We start from the raw sequence: 26,032 nt of genomic DNA, 5'->3' as shown, positions 1-26,032 counted from the left end.
CTTCTTCCTTTCGTGTCAAATCAGTTCATGCTTCCTGTTCTGTAGCCGGAAAGGTCAAGCGTTACATACTTAAATCCCAAGGCTTTCAAAGCGTTTGAAACTTCATCATGCAGTTTAAGGTCGAAAAATTTTGGTAGATCCTCTTTTGCAACCTCAATTCGCGCAATAGCTCCGTGATGTCTTACTCTCACCTGTGAAAATCCTTTTTGAACCAAAAAATCCTCTGCCTTTTCTATCATTTGAAGTTTTTCCAATGTAATTTCGTCACCATATGGAATTCTTGTAACCAAACAGGCAGAAGAATGTTTTTGATACGTGGAAAGCTCAAATTCTTTCGACAAATACCTTATCTCCTCTTTAGCAAGTCCTACTTCAACCAGAGGACTTTTTATACCTTCTTCCTCAAGAGCTTTTCTGCCGGGTCTATAATCCTGAAGGTCGTCCATGTTTGAACCTTCAATTATTTCCTTCAGATTCAGCTCCTCTTTCAATACTTTTAACCTTTTTATCAAATCTTTTTTGCAATAATAGCATCTAAGTTTATCATTTTTCATAAAATCCTCATTAGAAAAAACGTCTCTTTCTATAACAATCAGCCTTGCCCCAATGTCTTTTGCAAGCTTTGCTGCATCTTCCTTTTCACTTTGCGGGCTCAAAACTGAACTTGAAAACACGGCGATGGCTTTTTCCCCCAGCACATCAAACGAAACCTTTAACAAAAATGTAGAGTCAACTCCACCTGAAAATGCTACAAGCACGCTCTTATAATCTTTTATAATTTCCCTTAGCCTTTCGAGTTTTTCATACGCCATTTTTTTATCTACCAATGTTTTATCCCTGCCTCTTTTAGTTTACTTGCATGAAAGTTTTATTGCAAACCAACCTTCAAAGATTGCTCCTGGCTCTAAGTAATAAAACTTATTATTTATATACCCTTCATGTTCGCCCATCCATGGCTCAACACATACAAAGTCAAAATCTTTTAAAGACCAAACCACTATGTTCTTGAAATTTTCATCTTTCAAAAGCACTATTTTTTTATCCCTGTCAAGAGTAATTTCAACCTCTCTACTTCCTACATCCAAAAAGTCAAGGTTAATCTCCGGTTTTGAAAAATCAATCTCTTTGAAATCCTGAAGATCAATAAACCTTTTCTCAACATCATCAAAACACTTTTCGCATTCAAGCTTGATAGTAAATTCATCTTTGTTGCATAGAAAATAAGGATGAAATCCTGCATAAAAAGGCATTATGCCACTATCCTCATTTTTTACAATCATCTTCACTTCAAACACTTCATCATTTAGTAGATACTCAAGCAAAAGTTCAAAATCGTATGGATATAATCTTTTTGTAAATTCGCTACTTGATAGCCTCAAAATTACACCATTTTTATCTGGCATATCAATGTACCCTGCTATGTTGAAACTGCTGTCTCTTGCAAATCCATGATTTTTCATTTCAAACTCTTGACCTTTGAAAAAAATCTTTCCATCCACAACTCTGCCACATATGGGGAACAAAACTGGTATTCCGCCTCTTATGTTTTTTGTTCTGTCAAAAAGCGTGGTCTTATTTAAGTAAAGAATATCTTTTCCTGAAAGATTAAGTAAAATAACAATTGCACCCCGTTCGGGTGCAACTGTAAAATATGAATTTTTTGTTTTTGAATATATCTTAACAAGCTCCAAACCATTTTCAAGATATTTTTCTACAAATTCCAAAACAACTTTCCTCCCCTATTCAAAACTTCTGACTACTCAACATGAACCGAATAGTTTGGTGCTTCTTTTGTGATGTAGATGTCATGCGGATGGCTTTCTCTGACACCAGCCTGGGTAACCTTGACAAACTTTGCCTTTTGTTGAAGCTCTTTTATGGTCCTTGCCCCACAATAACCCATACCAGACTTCAAACCACCAATAAGTTGGAAAACAGTGTCTTCAAGCGGACCTTTATAAGGAACTCTACCCTCAACCCCTTCAGGAACAAGCTTTGAAGCATCTTCTTGGAAATATCTATCCTTGCTTCCTGCTTTCATTGCAGAAAGCGAACCCATGCCTCTGTAAACCTTAAACCTTCGTCCCTGGTAAATCTCACACTCGCCAGGGCTCTCTTCACATCCTGCAAAAAGACTTCCTATCATGACAACATCAGCACCAGCTGCCAGTGCTTTTGTTATATCCCCAGAATATCTGATTCCACCATCGGCAATGACTGGAATGCCATATTCTTTCGCAACCTCAGCAACATCCATTATAGCAGTTATCTGAGGTACACCAATACCTGCAACAACTCTTGTTGTACAAATAGACCCAGGTCCAATTCCAACCTTTACACAGTCTGCTCCAGCCTCAATCAAATCACGGGCAGCCTCAGCAGTTGCAATATTGCCCGCAATAACCTGAATGTGTGGATACCTTGACTTTATCCTCTTTACCGTTTCAATTACACCTTTTGAATGTCCGTGAGCTGTGTCAACAACAATAACATCAACCTGGGCTTTAACAAGTGCGTCAACACGATCATCTGTGTCTTTTGATACACCTACAGCAGCAGCACACAGAAGCCTTCCTTTGCTGTCCTTTGCTGCATTTGGGTACTTTACTGCCTTTTCAATATCCTTTATGGTGATAAGACCTTTTAGATTTCCTTCATCATCAACAATGGGAAGTTTTTCTATTTTATGTTTTTTCATAATCTCCTTGGCTTCTTCTAAGGTGATGCCTTCTTTCGCAGTGATAAGATTACTTGAAGTCATGACCTCTTTTATTGGTTTTGAATAGTCTGTCTCAAATCGAATATCCCTGTTTGTTATGATACCAACAAGCTTGCCATTTACTGTTATTGGAACACCTGAAATTCGATACTTTGCCATAAGTTCCATCGCTTCATATATCTTGTTGTCAGGGGATAAATAAAATGGGTCAACTATAACACCATGCTCAGACCTTTTTACTTTGTCTACCTCGCTTGCCTGCTCTTCCACTGTCATATTTTTGTGAATAACACCAATTCCACCCTCACGGGCAATAGCAATTGCCATACGCGACTCTGTTACAGTATCCATCCCAGCTGACATAAGAGGAATGTTGAGTTTTATTGTCTTTGTAAGATAAGTCGAAACATCTACATCTTTTGGCAAAACCTCGCTGTATTGAGGTACAAGCAAAACATCATCAAATGTCAGTGCTTCTTTGATTATTTTGTCTTCAAATGCCATCTTAATCTCAAACTCCTTTAGAAAGATTTTTTATCTATAAATTTGATAAGATTTTTTCTGGAAAAACTTGTTTATTGCCTGAACTATCTCTTCGTTAGGCTCAAACAAGATTCTTGTTTTTTTACCTTCTACATTGGCAACAATTGCATATACATTCTCTTCGCCACTGTTTGACGTGCAGTCAAATGACTGGACAATACTTTTGTCATTCTTCTGAGCGTTAAACATACTTGAGTCTTTTGAAGAAATAAAATAATCAATTTTCCGGATATCTAAAGAAACAATCCTACTTCGTTTTCTTTGGGCAACTATCTTGTCTATATCAAGATAGTGGTTTGTTACTGCATATTCATATTCAATGTTGTAGTTTCTCGAAAGATAAATTGCACCCCATATAGCTAAGACTAACAGAACAGGCCCCAACGTGTTTATTATTGGTATAAAGAATGTAATAAATCCAACTAATACCCCGCCGATAATAATGAGTACTTGTTTTGCTTTTTCACTCGATGTCTTTCTTCTTACGATTAACTGTTCATGGAAAACATCATTCATAACTTAATATCAACCCTCCGAACAATTTTAATTTTTTAAACAACAAATTTATCAAAAAATAAACTTTTGTCACTATCCGAACTTTTTGTTTTTCATTATTTTACTATTCCTGCGCGGCTAAACGGATATACCCTGAAAACAACTTTACCCAAAATATCATCTCTTGGAACATATTTATGCTCCCAGAACCGGCTGTCGTGAGAATCGTTCCTGTTATCACCCATCATGAAATAGTGTCCTGGCGGAACTTTGTATGGCCCAAAACTTCCTATCATAGGTTCTTTTAAATAGTTTTCTTTATAGACTTTACCGTTGATGTACAAAACACCATCTTTTATCTCGATTGTGTCGCCAGGAAGACCTATAACCCTTTTGACATATAAAGTTTTTCTATCGTCTGGATACTTGAAAACCACAATGTCTCCTCTTTTGACATCTTCTATATGAAGGACATAACCAAGCTTATATACAAAGAGCCTATCGTTTAGCTGAATTGTGTTGAGCATTGAGCCGGTCGGGACAATTACAAGTGAAAAGACATAAGTGCGCAGGATAAGAGCAATAAGCACTGCACCGCCAATCCACAAAATCCACTCAACTGCTTCTTTCACTACTTTGTTTTGAAGTTTCAGTGTTTGATGCTGTTCCATCATAAGTTCGTCTCCTTTTTTTAAGTTAAAAAATAGAAGCTTAAATATAAGTTTAATTGAATTTATCTACCAAGTCAATATCAATAAATCATTAGTCTTTCAACTCAACCACTGTAACACCCTGTTCGCCCTCCCCATATGTTCCATCTCTGAATGATTTTACATGAGGGTGACGTCTCAAAAAATTCCTTATAGCTTGACGCAAAGCCCCCGTACCTTTTCCATGGATTATTGTTACTTGTTTTAGACCAGCTGTGTATGCATCATCTAAGTATTTGTCAACCTCTAAAATTGCATCATCGCTTGTTTTGCCCCTTACATCAATGAACATGTCAATGTTCTTTTCTTTGATTATTGCATTTTTAGATGCTATTTGAGATATTTTTCTATCTTGTCCGTCCACTTCTTCAATATCAGAAAGGTTGACATTTATCTTCATAATACCTATCTGGACAGTAAGATTTCCCTTTGAGTCTGGCAGGCTTTCGACAAACCCCTCAGCATCAAAGCTTCTGACATACACTTTTTGACCTAAGCGAAGATTCTGTATTTCTTTTTTGGTTTTGGCCTCAGCTTCTTGTTTTTCCTGCTGCGATATGCTTTTAATCAGCATTTCATATTCTCTTTTTTTCTCTTCTAACTCCTTTAAAATTTCTTTTTCCTTTAAGTTTTCAGCAAGTTTTCGAAGGTCTTTAAAAAGATTTTCTATTTCATACTGTGATCTTTCTACAATCTCCTTTGCCTCATTTATGGCCTTTTTGCGAATTCTCTCTCTTTCAGTCTCAAACCTTTTCTTCTCTTCTTCATACGCCGCCTTTAAAGCTTGTGCTTCATGCCTCAATTTTTGAGCAAGTTCAAGGTTTTCTTCAGCTTCTTTTCTCTTTTGTTCCATTTCGTTTATTATTCTGTCAAGATCAATTGTCTTTTGAGACAGATACCCTCTTGCCATCTTAACAATACCTTTGTCAAGCCCAAGATTGGATGAAATTACAAGCGCATTGCTCCTTCCTGGAATTCCTATCAAAAGCCTGTACGTAGGCTTTAGGGTTTTTACATCAAACTCACAAGAAGCGTTTTCAAATCGATCTTCTTGCTGAGCAAATATTTTTAGCTCACCATAGTGTGTTGTAGCTATTACCTTGCTGCCCTTCTCAGAAAGATATTTCAAGATTGCCTTCGCCAAAGCTGCACCTTCTTCAGGGTCTGTACCTGCTCCAATCTCATCTAATAGCACAAGAGTTTTATCATCTGCATTTTTTGTTATTTCAATGATGTTTTTCATATGTGCTGAAAATGTGGAAAGACTCTGAACTATACTTTGATCATCTCCAATATCAGCAAAAATCTTTTGAAATATGCAAAGCTCAGAACCCTCATCTGCTGGGATGAATATTCCGCTCTGGCAAAGAAGACAAAAAAGTCCAACCGTCTTTAGCGTTACAGTCTTTCCACCTGTGTTTGGGCCTGTTATTATAAGAACGTCGAAGTCTTTGCCTAAATGAATATCAATAGGAACAACCTTGTCTTTTTGTATTAATGGATGCCGAGCTTTTTTGAGATTTATAATGCCATCTGTAGTTATTATTGGTTTGCTTGCGTTCATTTCTTTTGCCCAAATAGCTTTCGTAAATACTATGTCAAGCTCAACAAGTGCATAAAAAGACGTTTCAATTTCCTCACAATAGCTTGCTATCAAAGAGGATATCTCTTGCAAAATTCTTTCTATTTCCTCTTTTTCTTGATTTTTCAAAATTCTGATTTGATTTGATATCTCAACACAAACAAAAGGCTCAACAAATAAAGTTGCACCTGTTGCTGACTGGTCATGGACAATTCCTTTTACTTCATTTCTAAACTCCGCTTTAACAGGAAGTAAGAGCTTTTCACCTCTGATTGTTATAATTGGTTCTTGCAAAAACCTTTGGATTTTTGGGTCGCGAATCATGCTATTTAACTCGTCTCTTATTTTATTTTCAAGTTTTCTAATTTTATCTCTTATCTCCTTGAGCTTTGACGATGCTGTATCTAAGATTTCATCTGGTGTTAAAAATGTCTGGTCAATTCTTGAGATTACCTCTTTTAAATTTACAAGTCTTTTTTTCTTACTTTCAAGAAAACTAAAGTCTTGTGTGTAAGAAAGATAAGTTCGCATCTCATAAGAAAGTTTCAACACTTTTCCAATTTGCAAAATCTCTTGTGGATTTAAAGTTGCCCCAAGCTTTGATTTCTTAAGGCTTGGCAGTATATTTTCAAACTCCAAAGTTGGTGGATTTCCATACTTTAGAACGTACCTGTAGCCTTCATCGACTTTATTAAGTTCATTTTCTATATCTGCAACATTGGTTGATGGAATAAGGTTTTCAAAATATTCCTTTGCTGGAGTTGACTTTGCCATGTTTTTTAAAATCTCAACTATCTTGTCATACTCCAACGCTTTGAGTGTCTTTTGGTTCAACTTTCAAAACCCCTTCTTATATGAAATTTAAGTTCTCAAGTTTTAATTATACCACAAAACAAAAGCGGGCTGTCTTCATATTTCATGAAAACAGCCCATTATTGAATATACTCATCCATACAATACAATCCCTTCGTTCTCTATATTTTTATAGTAAGGTAAGATTTCTTTATATTGCATATATCTCTGATAACTGATGTCTACTATAGAAATTAATTTAAAGCTTCTATATCCAATTTCACTTATTATTTCATCCAACTTATTTTCATAGTCTTTTAACACTTGCTCGTCCTCATCAACTAATACCGCTATATCAATATCAGAATTCTTCATTTTGAGTTCCTTTAGCATATGAACCATAGAGGACTATTTTCCTTAGTTTATCACCATATAATTCTTTTAACTCTTCAACCACTTTATTAATAACATCTTGGTAATTTTCCAGTTTGATATCACTCACAACAAATCAACTCCAATTTCTTCTATTCTCTTATCTGCCCGCTTCCATAGATAATGTATTTTATAGTTGTGAGCTCCTTTAATCCCATAGGACCTCTTGCGTGAAGTTTTTGAGTTGAGATCCCAATCTCTGCACCAAACCCAAATTCAAATCCGTCTGTGAACCTTGTTGAGGCGTTTACATAGCAAGCTGCTGCATCAACCAAGTCCAAAAACTTTTGTGCATTGAAATAATCTCTTGTAACAATTGCCTCTGAGTGTTTCGAACCGTACTTATTTATGTGTTCTATTGCCGCATCAACACCATCAACAACCTTCACACCTATTATCAAATCCAAATACTCTGTGTACCAGTCATCTTCAGTTGCCTCTTTTACTTCTATACCATTTTGCTTGCAGATTTCAACTGTCTTACTGCAACCTCTTATTTCAACACCTTTTGCCATCAGTTCTTTTACAATCATTGGCAAAAAGCTCTCTGCTATATTTTTGTGAACTAAAAGCTTTTCAGCAGCGTTGCAAACACCTGGTCTTTGAGTCTTTGCATTTATCACTATTTCTTTTGCCATCTCAAAATCAGCACTTTCATCAACAAAAACGTGACAGTTTCCAACACCAGTTTCTATCACAGGAACTGTTGCGTTCTGCACAACAGTTTTTATAAGGTTTGCACCACCACGTGGAATTAAAAGATCCAAATACTCATTTAATTTCATCATGGCAACAGCAGTCTCTCGTGATGTGTCCTCCACAATCTCTATGCTACCTTCCTCAATTCCAGCCTCAAGCAAACCCTCTTTCATTACCTTTACAAGAGCAACATTTGAGTTTATCGCTTCAGACCCGCCTCGCAAAAGGACACTGTTCCCTGCTTTTAAACACAAAACGGCTGCATCAACAGTAACATTTGGTCTTGCCTCATAGATTATTCCAATTGCGCCAATAGGCACTCTCTTTTGACCAATCACAAGCCCGTTGGGACGCTTCCACATAGAAATAACTTCACCAACCGGGTCAGGAAGTTTTATAACATCCTCAATCCCCTTGCAGATTTGCTTTATTCTATCCTCTGTTAGCTTTAACCTGTCTAAAAGTGCTCCTTTGATGCCTTTAGAGATAGCATTTTCCATATCTTTTTGGTTTTCCTGCAAAATAAAATCCATCTTCTCTAATATCTTTTGAGATATGCATAAAAGTGCCCTGTTCTTTTCATTTTCAGAAAGGTTCATGAGCTTTTTTGACGCTTCTTTCACCTTTTTCGCTTTTTCAATCAAATCGCTCATCTTTATTCTGCCCCCTTGCATTTATCTTGAAACAGTGTTTTTACTAACAAACAAAGTTCCTATCTCCTTACCCTCTAAAATCTCTTTTACAACTGACGGATTTTCACCGTTTGCAATTACCATAGGAATCCCATGTTGCATTGCAATCTTAGCAGCTTCGATTTTGGTCTGCATTCCACCCGTTGAGTTGACAGTACCTGCACCACCTGCAATACTTTCTACATATGAGTCAATCTCAAAAACTTCTTTTATGAGCTTTACATCCTTGCAAAGACGTGGATCACCTGAATATAGCCCATCTATGTCAGAAAGAATTATAAGCAAATCTGCATCAATTATTGTCGCAACATAAGCAGACAAAGTATCGTTGTCGCCAAACTCAAGCTCTTCAATTGCAACAACGTCGTTTTCGTTCACAATTGGAATTGCACCATATTTGAACAGGTACTCAAATGTGTTCTTAACATTTAGCATCTTCTTCTCTTCATCCACAACATCCTTTGTAAGAAGCACCTGAGCAACTACAACTCCGTATTCACCAAAAAGCTTTTCGTAAATCTGCATTAAAATTCCTTGGCCGATTGCCGCGAGCGCTTGTTTTTCCTGGGTTGTTTTGTGATTTTTGGTAAGCCCAAGCCGCCCCAAGCCTGAGGCAACAGCACCAGATGTTACAAGCACAACGTCTCTTCCCTCATTTTTTATGTCAGAAAGAACTCTTGCAAGTTTTTCTAAGCGCGAAAGATTTAGCTTACCGGTTGGATACGTCACAGTGCTTGTTCCAACCTTTACAACAACCTTTTTTACATTTCCAAAGTCTCGCATTCTCCACTTTCTACTCCTTTTCTATGGTAAAATCATTCAAGCTATTGTTAAAAATGATTTTATACTTTGAATTCTCTTCAACCACATAAAGCTGGGTTTGACTTACAATATCAATATTTATTCTTTTTAGAAGTTCTTCTTGTATAATGGAAGCAATATTAAGTATAAATCTTTTTGGGTCGTTTTCATCAAGGCTTTTGATGTATATTGGAAGTTTGCCTTGTTGGGGTTTATAAATTTCAACGTTTATAACACCTGGTGATACAGGAATGTCTGTTGGATATAAAAGTTTTACGTTATAAAGTACTTCCATAATGCACTTCCCCCTGATAAAATTTAAGATATGAGCTGCTTATATTTATTCTATCAAATTAATGTGTACCCTTCAAAGATTTTTCTAAAAATTACGTTATTGAAAGGAATGAAGATAGAATGCGAACATTCATTGGTATTGACTTCCCAAAAAGCTTAAAAGAGCAGATTGTTGAAGTGCAGAGCTTTTTAAAATCGATCAGCAAAAAAGGTAGATGGAAGTACATTGACAACTTTCATTTAACCCTCAAATTCTTGGGTGAGATTGAATATGAAAAGGTAGAAAAAATCAGACAAGCGCTTGAAAAAAATCTAAAAGATTTTTCCCGTTTTTCATTGAAAATCTCATCCTGTGGATATTTTAAAGGGCATGGAAACTTGAGAGTTGTGTATCTAAAGCCAGATGGCAATCTTGAAAAACTCAATAACCTTTTTTCTCTTGTTGAGGACGCAATGGCGGAGGTTGGCTTTGAAAGAGAAAAAAGAGAGTACACACCCCATATAACAATTGCCCAGGATGTTGTGTTAAATGAGCCTTTTGAGAATTTTCAAAAGTATGTTGAAAGCTTTTCTTTTGATGAAATTCCTGTTGAAAAGGTCATTCTTTTTTTGAGTGAGGAGATAGATAGGAAAAGAGTCTATACACCCCTATTTGAGATACAGCTACACTGATTGCAAAATTTATTTTAGAATTTTGCAAAAGAAAGGACTGAATAACTGTGTCAAAACATTTTGCCAAACAAAGTTTAAGCGCTGTTTTCTCAAGTATTATACTATTTATATTTGCCAACGCTTTTATGGGGATAGGCGGTGGGATAAATGATACAATATTTAACAACTACATCGCTGCAAACTACAATATCTCTCCAATGGCAAGAGGAATTTTAGAGTTTCCTCGTGAAACTCCTGGTTTTTTGATTATATTCTTAATAGGCTTTCTATATTTCCTCGGTGATTTGAGAGTAAGTATAATTGCAACCATTTTATGTTCATTTTCCCTAATTGGTCTTGGATTTTTTGCTCCAACTTTTCTGCTATTGATTTTATGGACGGCTATTTACAATACAGGAACACATCTAAACATGGTCTTGAGCTCAAGTATTGGAATGGAACTTGCTAAAGAAGAGGAATACGGAAAAACTTTAGGTCTTATTGGTTCTGTAGCAACAGCTGCATCTATAATAGGTTATTTTATAGTTATGGTAGGATTTAAATTTCTGAATTTTTCTTTCAAGACAGCATACGTTGTTGCTGCTCTGATGTATCTATTTGCAGCATTATTTTTACTGCCTGTTAAACTCCCAAGAAAACCTGAACACAAAGGGTTCAAGTTTGTCATCAAAAAAGATTACTGGCTTTATTACGTGCTTTCAATCTTCTTTGGAGCAAGAAAACAAATATTTATCACCTTTGCACCCTGGGTTTTGATTAAGATTTTCAAACAACCTGTTGCAAATTTTGCGCTTGTTGGAATCATTTGTTCATTTTTAGGAATTGGTTTTAGAAATATAATCGGTAGGCTCATTGACAGACTTGGCGAAAAGAAGATACTCACATTCGATGCGGTAGTAATCTTTCTTATATGTCTTGGATATGCAGCAACTGAGAACATAAAAATAAAATGGCTCGCACTTGCCATTGCATATGGGTGTTACATCGTTGACAACTTGATGTTTGCAACATCAATGGCAAGGTCAACATACATAAAGAAAATTATAAAGCATCCTGACGACCTAACTCCTACTCTTTCAACAGGCACAAGCATGGACCATGCAGTTTCAATGAGCCTTCCTATGCTATCTGGCTTTCTGTGGAATAAGTTCGGGTATGAATATGTGTTCTTACTTGCAGCTTTCTTTGCGCTTGGGAATTTGTATTTTGTAAGGAAGATAAAAGTTGAAAGTTAGTTACCCTTAAAATTTTAAGATATGATTTGCGAAATTTAGAGTATAATTTTATTAAGAACAAACCTATTGTGCAAACTGAAGTGAAAACAAAAATGCCAGAAATTTGTATTTTCTACGGCTGATGAGATTAATCCTTTAGTTTGAAATTTTTGAGGTGATTAATATATGATGGAATACTATCCTGAGGTTGTACAGGTTATTCCTACTGAGGATTACAAGGTGTATATATACTTTGATGATGGTAGCATAAAACTATTTGATGCCTCTACTCTGCTTGAAAAGGGTGAGTTTCAAAGACTCAAAGATAAAAAATTCTTTATGGAAAGATGCACTGTTTTAAATGGAACACTTGCATGGGATGTAAGTGGAAATTACGATGAAACAACCTGCCTTGACTTAGACCCACTTGTTCTGTATGAAACTTGCCCTGAGGTACAAGAGCCTACTTGGCTTTTTGAAAAGATTGAAAATGAATTCAGGCAAAAGAGTGACAAAGAAGGGGCTTTTTAAGCCCCCTATTCTTTCCTGTCAAAGCCGGATGGAAACTGGGTTTGTTTGTACTGGGAATAGTCTTTCAAAGCCTCTTTTTTGTACCTCATGCTTTTTATAGTCTTTTTTATCTCATCAAATTTTGCTCGAATTAAAATATTATTCTTTTCGTCTATATCCTTTATCACTTGAAGTTTTTGCAAAATAGATGATGTAAGGCTTTTGAGCAAAATGCCTGTTTCTTTGTCAATATCTGTTATCTCATCAAAACTTTTTATTCCCTTTTGAGTTTTAATGCTTTCAAACTCCTCTAAAAACTCACTGTCTATTCTATTTATTTTCTCAATCAAATCCCCTTTTTCATCAACAATCTTAGAAAGCTCATCAAAATGGTCATTTAAAATATACTCCTGCTGCAAACTTGTGAGAGTCAAAAACCTATCCACAAGCTTTTCCTTTTCCTCAAGAAGACTTACAAGCTTATTATACATAAACCCCAGCCCTTTTTATTTATTCTTTTGCTGTCTTGCAATCTTTATTGCCTCTGCCCAGGTGTTTCGCAAATCCTGCACAATTTCAACTGCCTCTTCAAGATATTTTTTGTCTTTTTTTAAATTTGCCTGAATAAGCCATCTATAGATAAAATCATATAGGCTCATCAAATTTTTTGATATCTCATATTGCATATCAAGGGTTGACATGAGTTCTGTTATGATATTCTCTGCCTTGATAATATTCTCATTTGCTTTGTCAAGCTTTTTTTCATCAATTGCCTGCATTGCAAGCTTGATAAATCTTATGCATCCATCATAAAGCATCAAAGTAAGTTCTTCAGGCGGCTTTGTCATTATAACTTCTTCTTGATATCTTGCTGCTGCGTCCATAAATTTTGCCTCCTCATTGTTTATTTCTTATAAATATCTATAAGTAGTATGCTTACCTGCCACTAAACTGTTGAGATAACCACGAGCTTTGAGTATTCATTTGGGCAATTAACTGCTCAAGCTGAGTAAACTGCCTGTAATATCTATCTTCCACCTTTTGCAGTCTCTCTTGCTCAGCATTCATTTGATCAATAATACCTCTTAGCTGCTTTCCTATAGAACTATTGGGGTCATATGTGTTTGTAAAATATGGTTTGCCAGCTTTGTCATATATCTTCTTTAGGGTATCATTTGCAAGGCTGTAAAATCGCTGGAGAATCCCATCATCATCAATAGATTTTGTGTCGTCACCACTGCTTGTAAACAGCTTAACAAATGCATCAAAATTATTTGCTATTGCATCTCTGAGCTTAGCTTCATCTTTGATATAAATTTTTCCTTCTTTGCTTTCAAAATAGCTGTATGTTTCTATTCCTGCTTCAGATATGGTATCTAAGTTAGAAGGAACACCTGGAACTTGTTTGTATAAGTAGTTTCGCATATTGTCCAAAAAACTTGAAAGTATAGAATCACCATATAAAAGTCCTTTTTTAGCAGCTTCTTCCCATTTTTGAATGTCAGTATCTTTCATTTGAGATTTCTGTTCTTCTGTCAGTGGCAAATAGTCTCTGTTTCGCTTCTCTGTAATTTTGTTGTATATCTTGCTAACAAGTTCATTATATTTGTTAATAAAGTCCTTGATATTGTTTACAATCGTATCAACATCTTTTGAAATAGAAAAAGATTTATACTGCGCACTGCCTTGAACATCCAATGTTGCTTTATTCAATGTGATGCTCATTCCATAGACATTTATGGTATTTGTGGTTGAGGTAATAAGTGATTCATTGTTGAAACTATCCTTTATATAAATCCTTGCATCTGTTCCTGTTCCACTTGCTATTTGAGCATAATTGTTGTTTACATCCTTCACAGTAAAACTTACATTGCTACCTGTCTTTTGAGAAGCTATTATTAATTTATTTAATGTTGAGTCGTAATAAGCCTTCAATCCACCATCACTACTAAATGCATCATTTATCGATTTTGCCAAATTAGCACCAAAAGTTGAAGTAGAATCTCCTGGATTCCATGTAAGCTCTATTGTTTTTGTGACAGTTGAACTGCCAATTGTCAGTTCAACTTTAAGTTTTACATTGTTCTGATCATCTTTTGTAATTACCGTAAGATCATTCACTACAGCATTCGCCTGGGTTGCAAGTTGTTCAATTTTTATTTGATAATTTCCCTCAAGAGCATTAGCTGTACCTGTAACAGAAACATAACCAGAGTCAACAGCCTCCCCACTTGTCTTATACTTTACAAAGTTACTTGAAAGCTTGAGATTAAAAACATAATCTTTAAAGCTTGATATGGCACTTGCCATATCCATATAATCCTGTCTTTGCCACTCTAAAAGCTGTTTTTGCTGATACAGCTTATTGTACTTTGTCTTTTCAACACTCATCAAACCCTGGATGATTGAGTCTGTATCAAGCCCGCTTGCAAGCCCACCTATTCTTGTGTAGTATTTATACATGTCATAAGGATTTGTATAGTTTGTCGAATTAGTAGAATTTACATTCATTTTTCATCACCACCTTATTTTCTCTCATCCACAAAAATGCCTGCAAGTTCCCAAAGCTTTGCAATGATATCTAAAATCTTTTCTGGTGGTATTTCTCTTATAAGTTCATTTGTTTCTTTGTCATATACTTTTACAACAATTTCATGTGTCTCTTTGTGAATAGAAAACTCAAGCCGTGTGTATTTTGCTTCAAATGCTTTGTTTGCCTGGTTTATCATCTTTAGGAGTGTATCTTCATCAATTTCCTTTCTGTCATTTTTGTCTATAAATTTGTCGTTAACCCCCTCTTTATTTATACCTTTTTCGTTCTGCAAACTAACTTCAATATTTTCAGGCTTTGTCCTGCTGTCTTGAATTCTTGATACTGCATTCGATATATCAATGGTTTTGACTCCAATGCCATCAACAACCATTATCGCTTCCCTCTCTTTATGGTGTTTCTTTTTATATTATCGGTTGTGGAAAGGGAAAAGTTTAATAAAAACTGTTACTGAGCAGGTAAAAGAGTTTTTATTATTAATTTTCTAACTGATGATTAATCATCTTCCCGTTCAACATTTGGTAGCAAGTTAATAAACCGAGCCAAGCAAATAATCGTCATAATTAAGCCAGTCATATTTTCCAAAAATACAAAGTTAGATAAAACTGAAGTAAATTCACCTGTTATATTTTGAATATCATCACTATTAAAAGTTGCAACATTCAAAACATTGGCTCGAATATAATCCCACCAACTTTTCTGTTTAGTAAAATTTCCATTTAGCAAAAGAATAGAAATCATTAATGCTGAATACCACATCATCACTTCAAAATAATTATGTAAAAGTAATATGACCATTCGTGTAGCAGACTTAATTTTATATGGCTCACCTTTCTTCTTGTTTCTATAATTATCAAAAAATAAAACATTAAACTGATAAACTATTATCTCAAACACTCTTAATATTGCATATGTGATTACTATCCAAATTATTACTCTGCATTTTGCACCAATATAATAAGTAATAAGAGTAGAAACAAATGCTAACACCAAATGTCCTAAAACCCACATATCAACAAGGAAATAAGATTTATTTTTTGTTATTTTTTTAATCCAATAGAATAAAGAAATTTTTTGAAAAAATAGAAATATCTTTTCCCAAAAATCAAGAATAAAGCTATCACCTTTTTTCAATTTTGAATAACCTCCTGCTAGCTTTTAAGATTTTATCTCTTAAGCTTATTAAATAGATATTTTTTCATGATAGTATAGACTTGTCCATACAGAATGTGAGAAAAATTTTAAGGTTAGAAGGCATGAGATACTATTGTCTCTTTAAAGCTTTCTGTTTCATGTAATATTTTTGCTGCTGTTTATTCTTGTTAGTATTAGAAATATTAAGTTTTAATTTGCCTTTCTTTTCTCATACTAATGCATTCTATATCATTTTTGGGTCCTTTTACTATCAATCGCCACTTACTTTGCAAACATCTATAAGTGCTTTTACTCTTATTTTACTAAATATTACCTCACCGAGGATGGCTTTTTATATATATATATATATCTATTTATTGTCTTTTCTGTTAATCTATTTTATTCAACAAGCTAATTATAATACTTGTTAAAATTCTTTCAACTTTTTTCTCAATATGAGCTAGAGATTAATTTTTTTACTTTCCCAAATTTTATATTGAATTAGATTAGAATTAAAAAAATTTCTATCAGAATACTTTTCACTGTATTTCTTTATCCTCTTAGTAATAAAGCTATCAATATTACTAAGCAAAATGTTTTCAAATTTCTCTCCTGTATGCCTACTCTGTGAAATAAGTATTTTAACAATTGTATAATTCTTATAATAATAGCTACTGTTGTTTAACAATTTATCATAAAATTTTCTGAACTCATCACTTCCATATCTAAAAAACCCAATCTCTGTAAACATCTCCTTACTTTAGATTCAATAAATAGATCTCTATCTAAATAACCACATTCTCCACTCTTTACCTCACAAATTACTCCTATAATATTTTCTTCAAACATAGGAATTATATTCTTTAAATCTTCATGCCAGTCATCTTCTCTTCCTCCAATTTCTTCATACACATATGGAAACCGAATAGCAATAATATCAGTTTCATACGTTATATTTCCCTTTTGTTGATTTCTATCCAGCACATAATTGTCTAAAACGAAAAAACCGTTAAGTCGAAAATACCAATACGCAAGTTCTTCAGCATAATTTCGCATACATTTCTCACCATCCCAGACTTTTATGTTAATTTTCCTTATCCCCTTATCAAAATCGCCATATATGCCAATGTATTAACATTATTTTTCTCAAGTATTTGGAGCAAGTTTGTAAGGTATGCGGTATTGTGTTCAATGGTTTTTGAAAATGATTGAATGAAGTCTGCTGCTATATCTTCTGTAAAATCAGATTTTATAATAGCTGCAAAGACCAACAAAAAGAAGCTTAATTGTTGCCAAATGTGTGAAAAGAACATGTAGTTCTCAAAAGGTGTATCAAAGGCAAGCGGAAAGAGGTTTTTAAATACATCATTCACTAAATATATACTGAGGCTCATTGGAAAACGGCATAAAATATTCATTATATGCTCCTTCATAGTTTTGGAGAATCTGGGTATTATCCGCATCCTGTTTTATTCGAAGAGTTTGCAAAAACTTTGCGAAGAAGTCTAAAAGTTTTTGGTTAATAAATTCAGTCAAAAATAGTAAAATTTAGACTAAAACTTACTTTACCGCTAATTCTTTACCATTTTTAAACCGCTTAATCAAAGGTTCTTCTTTAGCGTTGTCACCAATATAAAAGCCTAAAACCCCCATATTTGTAGCAAAAATTATTTTGTTATTTTTACTACTTATGGTTTGTTTAGTATACTGTTTTAACTTATGTATATCCTTTTCAATCTCTAGAACATGCGATGAATTCACTTTTTTAACTTCAATTATAAGCAAATTAAATTAATTTACTCTTCTCTTGTGAACAATTATATCTGGATATACACTAACTTTATTGCGGCAATTGTCACAATTAAATCTTTTGCAGTTGTGTTTACTGTATTCAAAACAAATATTTTCAATATATTTTACGTCCACTTTTATGTTCTTCGTTACCATCGTATTCACAATCTACATCAAACCTGAGCAAAAAAACTACTCAATGTAAATAGCAAGGCAATATGAGATTGCTCTTTCGTGTAATCCTTTTTTCAAAAAATACAAATCCCGTTTAAGAAGTATGTCAATTGCTTTACCTAAATATATTTTTAACAATTCAGGATGATTTATAAAAAGATTGAAAGTAGCTTCCAGTACTTTGTTGCTATTTTCCATACCTATTATTCACTTCCTTGTAACCTTTTCCGTCTATACTTATAACAATTCAATAAACTTTACTAAAGAACGCGACCTTCTCCTTTTATTTTTGTAACCATTGCATTAACTATCAAAAAAGGAAACTTATTATCTTCATAAAGTTCTCAAATTTCTACTTTACAATTACAGAGTCAAGATTTTTGCAAAGCTATGATATGGTGGAGATAATAAAAGCGCTTGTTTACTTTGATAATAACGCTCAAAAAGGTTGCATGTTAAATTTGCCATTGCGAAGTCTCGGTCCTTTTAAAGCCAAAGTCACTACCCTGGTAATTAAATTCACAGAAATAATAACTATTACGATAGTCTTGTCTTTCCTCTGTTCTCTCGTAAGGCTTTGTCTTAATTTGCTGAAGTAGCTTGTGCTGCTGAAATTGATTAAGTATTAATTCTAAAAACTTGGCTAATTTCTCGTCTTTTGTGCCTGTTGTAAAAAGGTAATGCGAAATTTCAGAATCTATGGTAATATTGTATTGAATCATTCCTCATCCCTCCTGTTAGTGTTGGTTTTTGGTTCTTCTTAATTTCTATTCTAACCAGAGGGTAAGGGATGACTCAATCCCTTTTTACACAATTATATAGATTCAACTCAGTTCACGTGCCTTTTATATGTTCTAAACCCTCTCAATCTCATGTTTTCTAAATTATATTCTCCAATCAATTTTTCAAATAATCTTTCAATCTTCACTCTTTTTAATACACCATTTTGCTTTCCTCACTTTCTGAAAACCGTGCGTTTTGAATTCTTAAAATACTTCCCACATTTTTACAATACTTTGTACTCTTCTTGTTCTCTGTCGCACAAATATTATAACAAGTTCCGCAAAAGAATCAGAAATTCCCTACCTATTTGATTTGTTCCTGGAAGGCTACATCTCTATTTGTCTTTTCCATTTACGTTTTGCAACCTAACCTTTAATTTGATAATAATTACTGTTATCTCTTAAAAGCAGAAATTACCATTTTAGCGAATATGTTTACTACTTATGTTATAAAAGGATTGTTTTTTGTTATCGTATTTTTGTAAATAACTGAAATACACATTGTAGCTTGCAGACGCTAGATTTTAAAATTTCCTAAAATTGTGGTATTAAATTGCTCCATAATTGTTCATATTGAGGTTCACTAATAATTATGTATTCATTATATTGAAAAGGAACATCTATACCGTACGTGTTATAGAATAAAATCTTAAGTTTGGCATATTTACAAAGTTCAACCATCATCTCCATAGAAATTGAATTATCTATTATTTGAAGTAACTCAGGTCTATAAGTTCTTATAAATTCATTATATTCAAAAGTAGGTATTGACATATATACGTAACCACTTTCTTTTAAATGTCTTTTTAAATTACAAAAAAGCTGAGGATATTTTTCCAAAGGAATATGCTCCAACACGTCAATCATCAAAATAACATCAAATTTTTTATTTAGATTGATTTCTACAATATCACCCTCCAAAAAAATCACATCTTTTATTGTTTCACACGCATAATTGATATTTTCATGTGAAATATCAATACCTATTATTTCTTTGACTCCCATATTCTTAATATATTCACTTATTATACCAATCCCGCACCCGCAATCTAAGACAGAATAATAAGGTTTTATTAATTCTTTTAACCTATTCTTTATATATAAGTGTCGAGGGTTTTCTCTTTCTCTATCTCTTTTGAGATATGAACTAAAATTGTTATAATATTTTTTTATCTCCTCATCTGTTGTTTTAATACTATTTTGAAGTTTATTTGCGATAAATGAAGGTACGCCAACAACATTCACTTCACTAATAACTTTTATTATCTCATTCAATTGTTTGTCATAACCATAATTATTTTCAACAAATCTTCTATATTCTATAGAATTATATTTTTCTTCTATGATCATGCTAACAGCTTCGTTTATACTATTCCATAGCCATTCCTTAGAATAAATATCCCTTGCTCCTACAAAATTATGAATTACTGGCTTTATTCCTTTTGCCATTCCCTCCATTATTCCTACCGGGTGACCTTCGAAGATACTACAACTTAAAATATAATCTTTATCTTCTAACCATGTATTTATATCTTTCTGCCATCCCTCAAAAATTACATAGTCGTTTAATCCCATCTCTTTTATCAAATATTCAAAATAGGTCATATTTTCTTCATCTTGAAATTCTCCAGCAATAAATAAACGATATCTTTTGTCAATTTGTGTTAATTTACCAATTATTTGCAGTAACATGTTAGGTGATTTTCTATAATTCAAATAACCAACATAAGCTATGTTGAAGCCCTTTTTTCTGTCTCTAAAATTGTATTTTTGTAAATTAATACCATTAGGAATAATAATGCTTTTCTCCCTTATTTTACCACCTAACTTTGAATTTACAATATTTAATATATGAGACGCCACAAATATCACCTTATCTACATTTTCCCATTCCACCTGAAATATATAATTTGTAAATGCTTCATACCTATGCAATCTACATATTATCTTTTTCTCTCTTGCTAATTCATGTCTACTCCCATATATTACAAGCTCATCGCACCACTCAAACCAACAAATATCAGCCCATTGCATGCCTTCGTCGATTTGTTTAAAATCAGTGACAGTAATCTTTCTTACAAAGTATTCATCCATCAAGCCTAATATTATATCGTTTAGAAAACTGTCCAACCCCGGTTTCACAAAGAAAGCTATTTTGATTTCATCGTTCAAAGGAGTAGAAATTTTACACAAAATATTATTCAACTTTTTGCCAATATCTATTGTTTCCTTGCCAGTAGCAAACTCTAAAGCTCGAGCAAAGAATTTCGCCGCTTTTTCATATTCTTCTTTTAATTCGTATACACAGCCCAAGTTATAATAAAAGTCTGCATATGTAAAATCAACAAGCAAACCTTTTTTGAAAATCTCTTCTGCTTTTTCAATCTCATTTTTAGCGTAGTATATTATCCCTTTCATTGAAATAATCTCTATATCATTTTTAATAACATTTTCGCATTTGTCAATCACTTCTAACGCATAATCTAATTCTCCTTTTTCAACAAGTTCATTAAGAAGCTTTTTTATTCTCTCAACTTTACTCTCAATGTTTTCATTCACTTAAATTCACTCCCTCAAATGTACGTAAAAATTACTAACTATCCCCTACAGTTTTACTTAATCTAACTTCTAAACATCCACTCCTAAGAGGTCCTTAGAGAATCTTTTAAGGTGTTTAACCAATTTTGGCATTGTTGATATTGCTTCTCGTAAGTATTTTATACTCTTGTCCATTCTCTTCTCTTGTAATGAAAGGTAAATCAAGTACATTAAAGCAAAATATTTCTCCTCCTCAGATAAAAAATATCTGTATTTTTCACTAATTTCTTCATTTTTATAAAGCTTGCTCATCAATAATATACCATTTTCTGTGTAGTTTAAGAATATCTCATATAATCTTTCATCACTTTGGCGAGGAAAATTTAACAATACCAACAATGCTAAAGCTATATAATGAGCTAAAATATCTATATCTGCTTTTTCCGGCTTTATTACTTCTAAAAGGCTAATAACATCTTCAAAATCAATAAACTTTGCTGCCAATGCCTCAGCTGTTTTTGTCCTCAGAACCATTACATCAATTTTCTTTAATGTCTCAAGCAAAAATTCTTTTTTTTCTGCAACCCTAAAAAGAACTTTTGTGTAAAAGGAAGGTAGTAATCCGAAAACATTTGAGTCAAATATATTTAAAATAGCAGACTCTACCTTTTCTTTTTTTGTTATTATACAGCAATATTTGCCATAGACATCATTTGATTCCGAAAATTTCTTATATATTTCTAACCTTTCATCCTCATCAAATTTGAAGTAAGTAATATATTTTTCAATAAATTCAGAAACTTTTTCTTTGTCTTCTTGGTTACAAGAAGAATAAAAATCAAACAATTCATTAAAATTTTTTTCTTTTATATGCAAAAGAGTCCTATACTGAAGTTTTAGCTTATTGTCTTTAAATTGCTCTATATGTACCTTGGCTTCTAAAAAATTATTTATATCTAATAAGTATTGCACAACCATAGCGTTAACATTATCAAAATAACTATTACTTATATTGTAAAATACAACTCTTGCATCGTATAGGAGTTTAATCTGATCTACCTTTTTAAAAAGGTCCATGTATTTTTTGAAATATACCAATGCTTCTTGTCTTCTTCCCATTGCATAAAGAGATAGCCCAGCAATGTAATACAAATCAATATACTCATCATTAAAATTAAGTCCCTCTTCCGCAACCTCTAAGGCTTTATCGAAAAGTCCAAGTAATAAAAGATTATTTGCATACAAACCATATACCACAACTAAGCCTTTTTTTATTTCACTATTTTCCATTTTCAAAAGGTTATAGACCTTCCTAAATTCTTCTATTGCTTCCTTAATTTTCCCATACATACTATAACTAACACCAAGTTGATATCTATAATAAATATTTAATGGGTCTTTCTCAAGTTCTTTTTTAAGAAGTGAAACTGTTCTCTTATATTTATATTCCATAAGCTTAGTATCATTCATAATATAGCCATAATGGTAAATAACAATTTTACTGTTGTATATAGGAGGTCTAAAAATAGGCTGATTGTGAACTGCTCCTTCGTATTTTATAAAACCATTTCTAAAGAGTCTTGGTGAAAAACCGAAAACAAAGTTTTGTTTATTATTTTCTTCAACTAAATTTTTTACGGCTATATTAATTGCATTTGCACCTTCCTTCTCAGCCATTTCTATTTCCTTTAATATTATCTTCGCGTCTTCAAGCTCTTCGTCAGCATCTAAAATAAAAATCCATTCACCTTTTGCAAGTGAAATCGTGTAATTTCTCATCTCAGAAAAATTATAATTCCAAGGTTTATAGAAGATGTTATTAGTATATTGTTTTGCAATTTCAACAGTTCTATCTTTCGAACCTGTATCAACCACAATCAATTCAACTTCGTCGCCTTTAAGAATCGGTTTTAAACTTTCCAAACATCTTTTTAAATTTTTTTCTTCATCTTTTACCATCATACAAATACTAAGCTTTCTCCAAGTCAAACCAATGACATCTCCCTTCCAAAAAACTTTAAAAAAGCCCTGGCTTAAAACCAGGGCCCTTTTATTTAGCTTTAAACCTCTTACCTCAACAACTGTAAAACAGCTTGTGGAAGCTGATTTGCCTGAGCGAGCATTGCTGTTGCTGCCTGCATCAAAATGTTGTTTTTTGTAAATGCCATCATTTCTTTTGCCATATCAACGTCTCTGATTCTGCTTTCTGCAGCAGTGAGATTTTCAGAAGCAACACCTAAGTTATTTATTGTATGTTCAAGTCTGTTCTGATATGCACCAAATTTTGCTCTTACTTCAGAAACATATTTTATCGCATTGTCAATTGTAGAAATTGCCTTATTTGCAGACGTTTGTGCAGCAACCGATAAAGAAGTAATTTGCAATGAGCTTGTGTTAACAGCACGAATCGTTAAAGTAATATTCTGGTTGATATTAGCTCCAATGTGGAATACTAATCCAGTACTTGCTACCAACCCTCCGTTTAATAAGGTCTTTGTGTTAAATTGTGTAGTACTTGCGATCCTGTCAATCTCAGCCTTCAGCTGATCAACTTCAGCCTGCAGAGCGTTCCTGTCATCATCTGTATTGGTGTCGTTTGCTGCCTGAACAGCAAGCTCTCTCATTCTTTGCAAGATCGAATGTGTCTCATTTAAAGCACCTTCAGCTGTTTGAATTAATGAAATAGCATCTTGAGCATTTCTAATAGCTTGGTTCAAACCTCTGATCTGTCCTCTCATCTTTTCTGAAATTGCCAAACCTGCTGCATCATCGCCCGCTCTGTTGATTCTCATACCAGATGAAAGTTTTTCCAGTGATTTTGAAAGCATGTCATTGTTAATTGTCAATCTGTTGTAAGTATTAAGCGCTTGAATGTTATTATTAATACGCATCCTTAACAACACCCTCCCTGAATTTAATTTTTTAGCTTCACGTCCCTGTGAAGCTTTATTTTGTTTTCATTTAAATTATCGGTAGGATTGTCTTATGAGTTTAGAGGGTAAAGAAAAATTTTTTTACCTTCTCCCAAACAAATACATAAACACAAACGCAGGAATCTTTATTATTGGTACCTTTGTATTAAGCTCAACTCTGCCACAGTCTTCTGCTCTCTTTGTAATAAGCACTGCTGAGATTATATCTTTTTCTTTTTGGCACATCTGTACAATTGCATCACTCTCAAGAAGTGTGCTATCTTCCCTAAACTTTACCTCAATAAGGCTCTTACCATTCGGATACTCAATAACTATATCAATCTCTTTTTGATTATCAGTTGATTTTCTAAAATAACCTATCTTTACGTTTGCTTCACTGTAGAAGTTATATACATGCTTAAAAACTGTTGTTTCAACTGTAATTCCAAGTTCTTTGCTGTCGGTAAAAAGATTGTCTATCATCAAAACTGCATTTCTAATAGCTGGATCAGATATATATATTTTCGGTTTTGCTTTCAAAATTTTTTTGCCCCCTAATTCGATTGGGAGGCTCCTATAAATCAAATTTGCATTTTCAAGCAAGTGAATATAATTTTCTATTGTAATTACTGATACATTTTCAATTTGTTTACTGATGGTCGAAATATTTATTACACTTGAAGAATTGAAACACAAATACAAGAAAACTTTCTCTAATACCGTTAAGTTTCTAACATTAAATAGAGAAGGAATATCTCTTTTGATGACTTTATCTACAACATCTTCTCTTAAAATTCGTTGAATTAAAAACCAGTCTTCTGAAAATGCAAATTCAGGAAATCCTCCAACCAGCAAGTACCTGTTGAAATATTTTTGCAAAGGCATAAGCAAAAAGACAAGTTCAGAAATCTGATGATCATTAAAATTTAAAAGCTCTCTTAAATCTAAATTTGGTAAATCCTTGGGTCTTTCTTCAACACCAAGTATTTCACAAAATTCATAAAAAGAAAGGGTTGGAACAGAAATCACTGTCCAGCGACCAACACCACTTTCCTTTACTCCTTCAATAAGTTTTGGTGAAGCAGAACCTGTTGCAACAACTTTCCATTTCGTTTTTGTATCGTAATATACTTTTAACCATCTGTCCCAATCGCTCGCGTATTGAATTTCATCTAAAAATACATAAGCTTCCTCTGATTGGTTGATGTTTAGTTCATAAAGATTCAAAATTTGATCGAATGAACAAAGTTTAAACAAAGGATGATCAAACGAAACATATAGTATCTTTTTTGGATGAACTTTATCCTTTAAAAGTGACTCTATTATTTGGTATAATATGGTTGTTTTGCCTACACGACGTGCGCCTGAAAGTATAAGATACCTTCTGATAGTTGGGTGATTTAGCAAATTAACCACCTTATAGTATGCCATTCTTTTTACAGGTTTAGATAAATCTTGTGGAAAATATCCTTCTCTCCACCAGGGATTATAAGAGTATAAAATTCTCAATACGTTCTCTGAGCTTGTAATAGTCAATTTTTTTACCTCCTTATTCAATATTATATCACATACTTTAAATTTTTAGTCTAAAAATTTAAAGTATACTTTATATTTTTAAGCTAATTTTTTAAAGTATATTTTGGATTTTTGAGCTTATTTCAAATAAAATAACCTTACAAAAATAAAAAAGGCAGACTTTTACCTGCCTTCAATTGACCTTCCAATTTTTGTATCTTGCCCCTTTATCTTTGCTCATCAGACAAAATTTCTTTTAAATCTTTAATCTTGCTAAGTCTATCTTTGCCTTGCAAAGCTTCGACATTTTCATTTTTAACCTCTTGAAGTAGCTCATATCGCAAAACCTTTATATTTTTTGGAGCATCTATTCCAAGCTTTACGCTATCTTTTTCTATGCTGATGACCTTTATTATTATATCATCTCCAATTAAAATCTGGTCACCAACTTTGCGCGAAAGAACAAGCATCTTTTATATA

The 26,032-nt window shown here is 33.3% G+C and carries 28 protein-coding genes and 2 pseudogenes; 3 read left to right on the top strand and 27 right to left on the bottom strand.

Annotated elements, in window-relative coordinates; translation table 11 throughout:
• Window positions 1-20: 20 nt before the first annotated feature.
• From larE to CaldiYA01_RS04430, 11 genes are all read right to left on the bottom strand, one after another.
• Window positions 21-827: an ATP-dependent sacrificial sulfur transferase LarE gene (gene larE / locus CaldiYA01_RS04475; protein WP_207181872.1), complete on the bottom strand. Its 807-nt coding sequence runs from the start codon at window positions 825-827 to the stop codon at window positions 21-23.
• Window positions 828-851: 24 nt separating this feature from the next.
• Window positions 852-1,724, bottom strand: a complete 873-nt coding sequence (locus CaldiYA01_RS04470) for an aldose epimerase family protein (RefSeq protein WP_207181863.1) — start codon at window positions 1,722-1,724, stop codon at window positions 852-854.
• 32 nt (window positions 1,725-1,756) lie between these two features.
• A complete protein-coding gene (gene guaB, locus CaldiYA01_RS04465; RefSeq protein WP_207181861.1) occupies window positions 1,757-3,223 on the bottom strand; it encodes an IMP dehydrogenase in 1,467 nt (488 codons plus the stop codon).
• Window positions 3,224-3,253: 30 nt separating this feature from the next.
• Entirely contained in the window at window positions 3,254-3,778 is a 525-nt protein-coding gene (locus tag CaldiYA01_RS04460) for a DUF6106 family protein (RefSeq protein WP_207181855.1), read from the bottom strand.
• A gap of 95 nt (window positions 3,779-3,873) precedes the next feature.
• Window positions 3,874-4,431 (bottom strand): signal peptidase I, encoded by a 558-nt coding sequence (lepB, locus tag CaldiYA01_RS04455; protein ID WP_207181853.1) that lies wholly within the window; start codon window positions 4,429-4,431, stop codon window positions 3,874-3,876.
• 88 nt (window positions 4,432-4,519) lie between these two features.
• Window positions 4,520-6,883 (bottom strand): endonuclease MutS2, encoded by a 2,364-nt coding sequence (locus CaldiYA01_RS04450; RefSeq protein WP_207181851.1) that lies wholly within the window; start codon window positions 6,881-6,883, stop codon window positions 4,520-4,522.
• Between the two features lie 111 nt (window positions 6,884-6,994).
• Window positions 6,995-7,243 carry a hypothetical protein gene (locus CaldiYA01_RS04445; RefSeq protein WP_238480592.1) on the bottom strand — a complete coding sequence of 83 codons (249 nt, stop codon included), beginning with the start codon at window positions 7,241-7,243 and terminating at the stop codon, window positions 6,995-6,997.
• Window positions 7,203-7,343 (bottom strand): nucleotidyltransferase domain-containing protein, encoded by a 141-nt coding sequence (locus CaldiYA01_RS12275; protein WP_238480591.1) that lies wholly within the window; start codon window positions 7,341-7,343, stop codon window positions 7,203-7,205. The genes CaldiYA01_RS04445 and CaldiYA01_RS12275 overlap by 41 nt, the downstream gene beginning before the upstream one ends.
• Before the next feature lie 22 nt (window positions 7,344-7,365).
• Window positions 7,366-8,625, bottom strand: a complete 1,260-nt coding sequence (locus CaldiYA01_RS04440) for a glutamate-5-semialdehyde dehydrogenase (RefSeq protein WP_207181849.1) — start codon at window positions 8,623-8,625, stop codon at window positions 7,366-7,368.
• Window positions 8,626-8,646: 21 nt separating this feature from the next.
• Window positions 8,647-9,447, bottom strand: a complete 801-nt coding sequence (proB, locus tag CaldiYA01_RS04435; RefSeq protein WP_207181848.1) for a glutamate 5-kinase — start codon at window positions 9,445-9,447, stop codon at window positions 8,647-8,649.
• 10 nt (window positions 9,448-9,457) lie between these two features.
• Window positions 9,458-9,760, bottom strand: coding sequence for a hypothetical protein (locus CaldiYA01_RS04430; protein WP_207181846.1), 303 nt, complete (start codon window positions 9,758-9,760; stop codon window positions 9,458-9,460).
• A gap of 119 nt (window positions 9,761-9,879) precedes the next feature.
• Here CaldiYA01_RS04430 and thpR point away from each other — a divergent pair, with 119 nt between their 5' ends.
• From thpR to CaldiYA01_RS04415, 3 genes are all read left to right on the top strand, one after another.
• Window positions 9,880-10,431 (top strand): RNA 2',3'-cyclic phosphodiesterase, encoded by a 552-nt coding sequence (gene thpR, locus CaldiYA01_RS04425; RefSeq protein WP_207181844.1) that lies wholly within the window; start codon window positions 9,880-9,882, stop codon window positions 10,429-10,431.
• Window positions 10,432-10,478: 47 nt separating this feature from the next.
• Window positions 10,479-11,666, top strand: a complete 1,188-nt coding sequence (locus CaldiYA01_RS04420; RefSeq protein WP_207181842.1) for an MFS transporter — start codon at window positions 10,479-10,481, stop codon at window positions 11,664-11,666.
• Between the two features lie 168 nt (window positions 11,667-11,834).
• The gene (locus CaldiYA01_RS04415; RefSeq protein WP_041723122.1) at window positions 11,835-12,176 is read left to right on the top strand and encodes a DUF2442 domain-containing protein; all 342 of its coding nucleotides are present in this window, start codon (window positions 11,835-11,837) and stop codon (window positions 12,174-12,176) included.
• Between the two features lie 5 nt (window positions 12,177-12,181).
• Here CaldiYA01_RS04415 and CaldiYA01_RS04410 read toward each other — a convergent pair whose 3' ends face one another.
• The 16 genes and pseudogenes from CaldiYA01_RS04410 to csrA form a co-directional block, all read right to left on the bottom strand.
• Window positions 12,182-12,646 (bottom strand): flagellar protein FlgN, encoded by a 465-nt coding sequence (locus CaldiYA01_RS04410; RefSeq protein WP_207181840.1) that lies wholly within the window; start codon window positions 12,644-12,646, stop codon window positions 12,182-12,184.
• A gap of 15 nt (window positions 12,647-12,661) precedes the next feature.
• Entirely contained in the window at window positions 12,662-13,039 is a 378-nt protein-coding gene (gene fliS, locus CaldiYA01_RS04405; RefSeq protein WP_207181838.1) for a flagellar export chaperone FliS, read from the bottom strand.
• Between the two features lie 52 nt (window positions 13,040-13,091).
• A complete protein-coding gene (gene fliD / locus CaldiYA01_RS04400; RefSeq protein WP_207181836.1) occupies window positions 13,092-14,666 on the bottom strand; it encodes a flagellar filament capping protein FliD in 1,575 nt (524 codons plus the stop codon).
• Between the two features lie 14 nt (window positions 14,667-14,680).
• The gene (locus tag CaldiYA01_RS04395) at window positions 14,681-15,079 is read right to left on the bottom strand and encodes a flagellar protein FlaG (protein WP_207181830.1); all 399 of its coding nucleotides are present in this window, start codon (window positions 15,077-15,079) and stop codon (window positions 14,681-14,683) included.
• A 122-nt stretch (window positions 15,080-15,201) separates the two neighbouring features.
• Window positions 15,202-15,840: a hypothetical protein gene (locus CaldiYA01_RS04390; RefSeq protein WP_207181828.1), complete on the bottom strand. Its 639-nt coding sequence runs from the start codon at window positions 15,838-15,840 to the stop codon at window positions 15,202-15,204.
• A 681-nt stretch (window positions 15,841-16,521) separates the two neighbouring features.
• Window positions 16,522-16,896, bottom strand: coding sequence for a hypothetical protein (locus tag CaldiYA01_RS12270; protein WP_238480590.1), 375 nt, complete (start codon window positions 16,894-16,896; stop codon window positions 16,522-16,524).
• 38 nt (window positions 16,897-16,934) lie between these two features.
• Window positions 16,935-17,258 carry a hypothetical protein gene (locus CaldiYA01_RS04380; protein ID WP_238480589.1) on the bottom strand — a complete coding sequence of 108 codons (324 nt, stop codon included), beginning with the start codon at window positions 17,256-17,258 and terminating at the stop codon, window positions 16,935-16,937.
• A 142-nt stretch (window positions 17,259-17,400) separates the two neighbouring features.
• A complete protein-coding gene (locus tag CaldiYA01_RS04375) occupies window positions 17,401-17,625 on the bottom strand; it encodes a hypothetical protein (RefSeq protein WP_207181826.1) in 225 nt (74 codons plus the stop codon).
• 198 nt (window positions 17,626-17,823) lie between these two features.
• The gene (locus CaldiYA01_RS04370) at window positions 17,824-18,003 is read right to left on the bottom strand and encodes a hypothetical protein (protein WP_207181825.1); all 180 of its coding nucleotides are present in this window, start codon (window positions 18,001-18,003) and stop codon (window positions 17,824-17,826) included.
• Between the two features lie 204 nt (window positions 18,004-18,207).
• A pseudogene (locus CaldiYA01_RS04365) lies at window positions 18,208-18,527 on the bottom strand (transposase); the annotation flags it as partial.
• A 110-nt stretch (window positions 18,528-18,637) separates the two neighbouring features.
• A pseudogene (locus CaldiYA01_RS12265) lies at window positions 18,638-18,846 on the bottom strand (ISNCY family transposase); the annotation flags it as partial.
• Window positions 18,847-19,121: 275 nt separating this feature from the next.
• Window positions 19,122-21,146, bottom strand: coding sequence for a methyltransferase domain-containing protein (locus CaldiYA01_RS04360; RefSeq protein ID WP_207181822.1), 2,025 nt, complete (start codon window positions 21,144-21,146; stop codon window positions 19,122-19,124).
• A gap of 69 nt (window positions 21,147-21,215) precedes the next feature.
• The gene (locus CaldiYA01_RS04355; protein ID WP_207181820.1) at window positions 21,216-23,114 is read right to left on the bottom strand and encodes a glycosyltransferase; all 1,899 of its coding nucleotides are present in this window, start codon (window positions 23,112-23,114) and stop codon (window positions 21,216-21,218) included.
• Between the two features lie 80 nt (window positions 23,115-23,194).
• Window positions 23,195-24,016, bottom strand: a complete 822-nt coding sequence (locus tag CaldiYA01_RS04350) for a flagellin N-terminal helical domain-containing protein (protein ID WP_207181819.1) — start codon at window positions 24,014-24,016, stop codon at window positions 23,195-23,197.
• A gap of 123 nt (window positions 24,017-24,139) precedes the next feature.
• Window positions 24,140-25,573: an ATP-binding protein gene (locus CaldiYA01_RS04345; protein WP_207181817.1), complete on the bottom strand. Its 1,434-nt coding sequence runs from the start codon at window positions 25,571-25,573 to the stop codon at window positions 24,140-24,142.
• Window positions 25,574-25,779: 206 nt separating this feature from the next.
• On the bottom strand, window positions 25,780-26,022 hold the full coding sequence (csrA, locus tag CaldiYA01_RS04340; RefSeq protein WP_207181815.1) for a carbon storage regulator CsrA: 243 nt from the start codon (window positions 26,020-26,022) through the stop codon (window positions 25,780-25,782).
• Window positions 26,023-26,032 lie beyond the last annotated feature (10 nt).

Origin of the sequence: Caldicellulosiruptor diazotrophicus (assembly GCF_017347585.1) — a bacterium.
In the GTDB taxonomy this organism is placed as follows: Bacteria; Bacillota; Thermoanaerobacteria; order Caldicellulosiruptorales; family Caldicellulosiruptoraceae; genus Caldicellulosiruptor; species Caldicellulosiruptor diazotrophicus.
The sequence above is the reverse complement of the archived record's forward strand: the minus strand, read 5'-3'. Positions and strand labels throughout refer to the sequence as shown.

Excerpts from the sequence above, each read along its gene's own strand:
- CaldiYA01_RS04440 (WP_207181849.1), bottom strand. The coding sequence starts at position 8,625 with ATGAGCGATTTGATTGAAAAAGCGAAAAAGGTGAAAGAAGCGTCAAAA.
- CaldiYA01_RS04395 (WP_207181830.1), bottom strand. The coding sequence starts at position 15,079 with ATGGTTGTTGATGGCATTGGAGTCAAAACCATTGATATATCGAATGCA.
- thpR (WP_207181844.1), top strand. The coding sequence starts at position 9,880 with ATGCGAACATTCATTGGTATTGACTTCCCAAAAAGCTTAAAAGAGCAG.
- lepB (WP_207181853.1), bottom strand. The coding sequence starts at position 4,431 with ATGATGGAACAGCATCAAACACTGAAACTTCAAAACAAAGTAGTGAAA.
- fliS (WP_207181838.1), bottom strand. The coding sequence starts at position 13,039 with ATGGACGCAGCAGCAAGATATCAAGAAGAAGTTATAATGACAAAGCCG.
- CaldiYA01_RS04460 (WP_207181855.1), bottom strand. The coding sequence starts at position 3,778 with ATGAATGATGTTTTCCATGAACAGTTAATCGTAAGAAGAAAGACATCG.
- CaldiYA01_RS04410 (WP_207181840.1), bottom strand. The coding sequence starts at position 12,646 with ATGTATAATAAGCTTGTAAGTCTTCTTGAGGAAAAGGAAAAGCTTGTG.
- csrA (WP_207181815.1), bottom strand. The coding sequence starts at position 26,022 with ATGCTTGTTCTTTCGCGCAAAGTTGGTGACCAGATTTTAATTGGAGAT.
- CaldiYA01_RS04350 (WP_207181819.1), bottom strand. The coding sequence starts at position 24,016 with ATGCGTATTAATAATAACATTCAAGCGCTTAATACTTACAACAGATTG.
- CaldiYA01_RS04380 (WP_238480589.1), bottom strand. The coding sequence starts at position 17,258 with ATGAATATTTTATGCCGTTTTCCAATGAGCCTCAGTATATATTTAGTG.
- CaldiYA01_RS04445 (WP_238480592.1), bottom strand. The coding sequence starts at position 7,243 with ATGGTTCATATGCTAAAGGAACTCAAAATGAAGAATTCTGATATTGAT.
- proB (WP_207181848.1), bottom strand. The coding sequence starts at position 9,447 with ATGCGAGACTTTGGAAATGTAAAAAAGGTTGTTGTAAAGGTTGGAACA.
- CaldiYA01_RS04370 (WP_207181825.1), bottom strand. The coding sequence starts at position 18,003 with ATGGAAAATAGCAACAAAGTACTGGAAGCTACTTTCAATCTTTTTATA.
- CaldiYA01_RS04415 (WP_041723122.1), top strand. The coding sequence starts at position 11,835 with ATGGAATACTATCCTGAGGTTGTACAGGTTATTCCTACTGAGGATTAC.
- fliD (WP_207181836.1), bottom strand. The coding sequence starts at position 14,666 with ATGAATGTAAATTCTACTAATTCGACAAACTATACAAATCCTTATGAC.
- guaB (WP_207181861.1), bottom strand. The coding sequence starts at position 3,223 with ATGGCATTTGAAGACAAAATAATCAAAGAAGCACTGACATTTGATGAT.
- CaldiYA01_RS04430 (WP_207181846.1), bottom strand. The coding sequence starts at position 9,760 with ATGGAAGTACTTTATAACGTAAAACTTTTATATCCAACAGACATTCCT.
- CaldiYA01_RS12270 (WP_238480590.1), bottom strand. The coding sequence starts at position 16,896 with ATGCGAAATTATGCTGAAGAACTTGCGTATTGGTATTTTCGACTTAAC.